The organism is Roseibium hamelinense (assembly GCF_007830545.1).
Taxonomy (GTDB): Bacteria; Pseudomonadota; Alphaproteobacteria; order Rhizobiales; family Stappiaceae; genus Roseibium; species Roseibium hamelinense.
Window position 1 is genome coordinate 1 of record NZ_VLLF01000020.1, and the last position, 4,929, is coordinate 4,929.

3 protein-coding genes are annotated in these 4,929 nt (G+C 54.3%); 2 read left to right on the forward strand and 1 reads right to left on the reverse strand.

Annotated elements, in window-relative coordinates:
- Positions 1–420: 420 nt before the first annotated feature.
- A complete protein-coding gene (locus JM93_RS21575; RefSeq protein WP_145347757.1) occupies positions 421–1,158 on the reverse strand; it encodes a Crp/Fnr family transcriptional regulator in 738 nt (245 codons plus the stop codon).
- 522 nt (positions 1,159–1,680) lie between these two features.
- Here JM93_RS21575 and JM93_RS21580 point away from each other — a divergent pair.
- Together JM93_RS21580 and JM93_RS21585 are read left to right on the forward strand one after the other, a co-directional pair.
- The gene (locus JM93_RS21580; RefSeq protein ID WP_145347760.1) at positions 1,681–3,039 is read left to right on the forward strand and encodes a DsbA family protein; all 1,359 of its coding nucleotides are present in this window, start codon (positions 1,681–1,683) and stop codon (positions 3,037–3,039) included.
- An 811-nt stretch (positions 3,040–3,850) separates the two neighbouring features.
- A partial coding sequence (locus JM93_RS21585) for an OmpP1/FadL family transporter (RefSeq protein WP_145347762.1) occupies positions 3,851–4,929 on the forward strand: 1,079 nt, incomplete at its 3' end.

A 4,929-nucleotide genomic window follows, 5' to 3' on the forward strand; every position in this document is an offset into this window, starting at 1 on the left:
AGCCTACCCGAAACCCTAAGTCACTCGCGGGTCCTTCCGGGATTTCCCACTTTCCTACGGGGATATTCGCGACCGTGGGGCTCAAGGACACGCGGTGCTGTCCGAGCGGGTTAGGATGTTCTCTATGTTTATGTTTCGAAATCACTGCGATTTGTAGGCAGCATATCCTGTATTTGATTAGCACGTATAGTGGCCATAATGGAGCTAGGGGCAAGCTGCGCCAGTGTCGTTCAAGTGATTTAGCGCTAGAGCGACATCGACGGCCTTGCACGCGTTTTCAGGCACAGCGGTTGGAAACCAGAACTTTGGCAATTGTGGCGGCTGTGACCAGGTGCCCCTGCGGTTGGCTGTCAACGGATACCTCACTTTTTTGGCCGAGAGATTTCTTTGCATCTATCCCGCAGAACATGCCGGATAAATCTAGGTGCCATCAGGCACTTCCTGGGCCTCGAACAGTTCCACCGGGTCATAGGTTAGATGCTCCTGAATCCAGGCTTCCAGAGCCGTCAAATCCAAAACAGCGATCTTGCGGTAAGAGACTTTGATGAGCCCCAAATTGCTTAAGCCGCTGAGAACTTTGTTGAGATAAGCGCGCGATACGCCGAGGAACATGGCGATGTCTTCCTGAGTGAGGTCCAGTTCGACACTGTTGATCGTGCTCTGGCCGCGCTGATGACGGGCGTTTTTCAACAGCACCCGTGCGAGCACGACGGATTTCGGTAGGGCCCTCAAATCATTTAGAGCTTCGACGAGCTGATGAACGCGCTGAACATTGCTGACCAGAAGAGCCTGAATAATCTCCGGATGTTGTGCTGAAAACTGCTGGTATTCATCCTGGGTCAGTGTCAGCAGTTCTGTTTCACCAACTGCGGCCGCATCATGCGTTCGTGCTGCTTTTGCAAAAAGTGTCACGTCGTTGAGCTGTTGCCCCGGGCCCAGAATTGCCGTGAGCAAGGCCGATCCATCGTCGCCAAGCGTCATGATCCGCAGACCGCCTTCAAGTACGATAACAAGATCAAGCGTATTGTGGCCCCGGCTTTGGACCAATTGCCCGTCTGAAAAGATAACCCGCCGTCCAGTTGCGAGCAGCGCCCGACGGACGTCTGCACTCAAAATGTCGAGAACACCGGCCGCGTAGCTGTTAAAACTGGAAACCATCGGAAAAATATGAACGGTTTGCCGAACCTTGTACAGATGAAATCAGAACTGGTGACGCCCCTTTGAAAATGACCGTGGGACGAGGCGCGCGCTTCATTCCGGCCACCATCTTGGGCCTTGGGCGCTTTTTTGCGCAGGACTATCAAGGCCATCGTGCGGATCAAGCTGGGCCGCATTGTGATGGCAGCTATCGCCACTGCGCTTATTTGAGCCGTGTCTGCAAGGCTCCCGCACTTGGCATAATCATTACCGCGGACCTGCTATCCCTACGGAGCCGATAGTTCAGAAAAGCAGTCTCTGACCGCAAATGACATGCGAATGTCACCTTTTGTACAGTCTGCCTCAGCGGACATGTGTTCCTATGTATGTGGCCAATGGGGGGCGACTGCCAATTTCGTTTTGGATGTCTGCCTGAACAAGTCAGAAACATCGAAAAACCTAGATCAGGACGATGTGTATGTCCAAGAATCCTTCGCTCACAGCTTGCTCTTCGCACGTAAAGTGTCGTCGGGGGTGTTGGACATGACGCAAACCACAGAACAAGCAGGAGCTTCCAGCAGCACGCCTTCCGCGCTGAAACGCTGGGCCATCTCCTGGCTTCTCACCCGGGCGGCGAGTGAACAGAGAACGGCAAAGCTCAGAAAGAATCGAGAAGCCAAACGACATAAAGACGGCCGGTGTCATAAGCTGGAGTACTTCCATCAGGTTGACGACGGATACTCCCATTTGACGATCCAGGTACTGGGCCGCATCAAAGCGCAGTATGACGTTGATATCGAAGTCCATATCGTTCCGCCGCTCCGGGACGACAATTATCCCGAGCCTGACCTACTGCAGGACATGTCCCGATGGGATGCTGCTTTGATTGCCCCAGGCTACGGGGTCAGGTTTCCGGATGCTTCCGCACACCCGCCGGACTGCCTTCGCGAACTGGCAACGCGCGTTCTCTGCAATCTGACACCGAACTGTTTTTCACGCGAAGGCGTTGCCGTTAGCGAGTGTTTGTGGCGCGGCGACGATGCTGGTTTGATGGCGATCGCGGACAAGCATGGCGTTGCCTCTGACCGTGAGGTGCAAAACAAGCTCAACGCCGGTGCGGAGCGCCGCAAGAAACTGAAACATTATGGCGGGGCCAATTTCTGGTACGAGGGAGAATGGTATTGGGGGATCAGCCGGCTTTACCATCTGGAGCAAAGGCTGAAGTCGCTCGGCGCTGATCGAAGCCCAAACCAGCCTTTGATTGCCCCCCGTCCAGCCATCTGCTCGCAGTTCGGCCCCGGCGCGAAAGACCTGACACTCGAATATTTCGCATCCCTGCGAAGCCCGTACACGGCGGTTTCGTGGGACCCCACACTAAAATTGGCAAAAGACTCCGGCGTCAACTTGGTTCTGCGGCCAGTGTTGCCCATGGTCATGCGCGGTGTGCCGGCAACGGTGATAAAAGGCCTATATTTTTGGTTCGACTGCGCGCGGGAAGCACGCGCATTGGGAGCGCGGCAGGACAGTTTTTACGACCCCATCGGCAAGCCGATTATTCACGCGTACGGCATATACAAATGGGCGTCCGGGCACGGCAAGGGGTATGACTTTTTCGGTGCTTTCCTTAAAGCCGCATTCTGCGAAGGCATAAACACCAACGCGATGTCTGGTCTAAAAAAGGTGGCCGAAATGGCTGGGCTCGATTGGGCTGAAGCCAAAAAGCATATGAATAATGACACCTGGCAGGAAGAAGCCGAACAAAATCGCTTGGCCATGTATGGATTCGGCAGCTGGGGCGTTCCAAGTTATCGGCTCCTTGGCCCTGACGGAAAAGAGATCTTGGGCGTTTGGGGACAGGATCGGCTTTGGCTGGTCGCACAGAAGATCGCTGAACACAGCTAAGTGACAAGGTTTCTGCCGCAGATGGAGGCCCGCCGGACAATCCGACTGTTCGTTTTGCTGTCAGCCACGTCACGTGGTCCCGTCTTGGAAAGAACGTTGTCGTCACTGCCCCCAAGCCCCCACCTTTTCCTCCCTCAACGGCAACACGGCAAAATATTTCAAATTGTTGACTAGTGCTCAGACACGCAATCCCGACACCCGTAGTCTGTAGCTCCGAAAAATACCAAGGGCATAAAATCCCGCAGGGTGCTGTTCTGGGAGGAAACCTATGGATACGCCGTATCCATTGCCAATAAAGATGCCGAAAGCACTGGCGAGCAACACACTTGACCAAGCGTGTCTGCGGCAGCGCCGGTGGAGCGTAGCGTCCACAAGAAAACAGGGAAAGACGCTGCACCTGTCCCCATCGAAGGCCTGATTTCGGATCAACCCAGCATCGAACAAACCCGCGACATATCCTGCGGGATGGCGCGGCCGGTCAAGGGTGTCATTTTGGAAGAAGACTTCACTGGCAGCTTAGACGCAGGAACCTTGTTCGCAAGACCGTCATATGGCTGCAGAGTGATAGCAAAGAGGTCCGCATCTACCGATATCAGGCAACAACTCCTGCGCGAAAACCAGCCTAAACATGCGGTTTTCCAGTGAAGAGTGCGTCGGCAAACAGACTTTTGAAGGTGCGCTCTATTGCCTCTACGGGAATTTAGGTATCTATCTAATACAATGCTAACAACAGTCGATCTTTGACCGGTAAAGGCTTTGGAGGGCCATGCGCCAATGGCGCTACAGCCGGTCAAAAATGGGGGGAGAAAAAATGTGCAGACTGAAAACCGCGATCGCAGTGTCGATCGCATTGAGCGGGACGGCTCATGCGGGTGGTTTCGAACGCATAGACCAGTCTATGGACGTCCTCTTCGAACAGGGACGATATTTCCAGATTGGCGGGTACTTCGCGTTTCCCGAAGTTTCGGGCGTCGGGAGCAGCATCTCCCCCACACCAGGCCAAAATTCTGGCAATCTTGCGGAGAATTTTTGGAACATAAGCGCCGCCTTTAAAGATGACATCAACGATCAGTTTTCATACGCGATCATCTTCGATCAACCTTACGGCGCAAACATTGCCTACCCAACTTCGACCTATTTTGCCTCCAACGCCAACGCCAGCATTACAACACACGCTCTTTCGGGTGTTCTTCAATACAATCTGCCCGACACCATGCGTGTATTCGGCGGTGGTTTCAGTATTTATGGCGGACCGAAGATCCAATACACGGATGCTCATGCAAACATACCGTTCTTGAACGGATATAATGTCACAGTGGACCCCGCATTCGGCTTCGGGTTTCTCGCTGGTATTGCCTATGAGAAGCCGGAAATCGGCATGAGAATTGCCCTCACCTATGGATCAGCAATCGACACCGATCTTTCAACTTCGGAGAGTTTTGCCGGCGGTCCGGCAGTGGCCACGACCACAGCGCTGGACTCACCGGAATCCCTGCATCTGGAATTCCAAACAGGTTTGAGCCCGAAAACGCTCTTGTTCGGGTCTGTCCGCTGGGTGCCGTGGTCGGATTTCGACATTTCCCCGCCGCTCTACACATCGGTTACCGGCGGCCCCTTGGCCTTTTTTGCAGACGACCGGATCACCTACAGGCTTGGGCTTGGACGCAAGATCACGGAAGATTTGTCGATTTTTGGCGAAGTCGGGTATGAGCACCATACCGGCAGCCCGACAACAAACTTTACCCCGGTCGACGGCTTCCTGAGCGGCAGCGTGGGCGCAACAAAAGAATTCGGACGGGCCAAAGTCACCCTTGCTGCACGGTATGCGGATGTTGGGGATGCGGACAGCCAACTCGGAACGACTGTTCCGGCTGGCGAGTTCAAGGACAA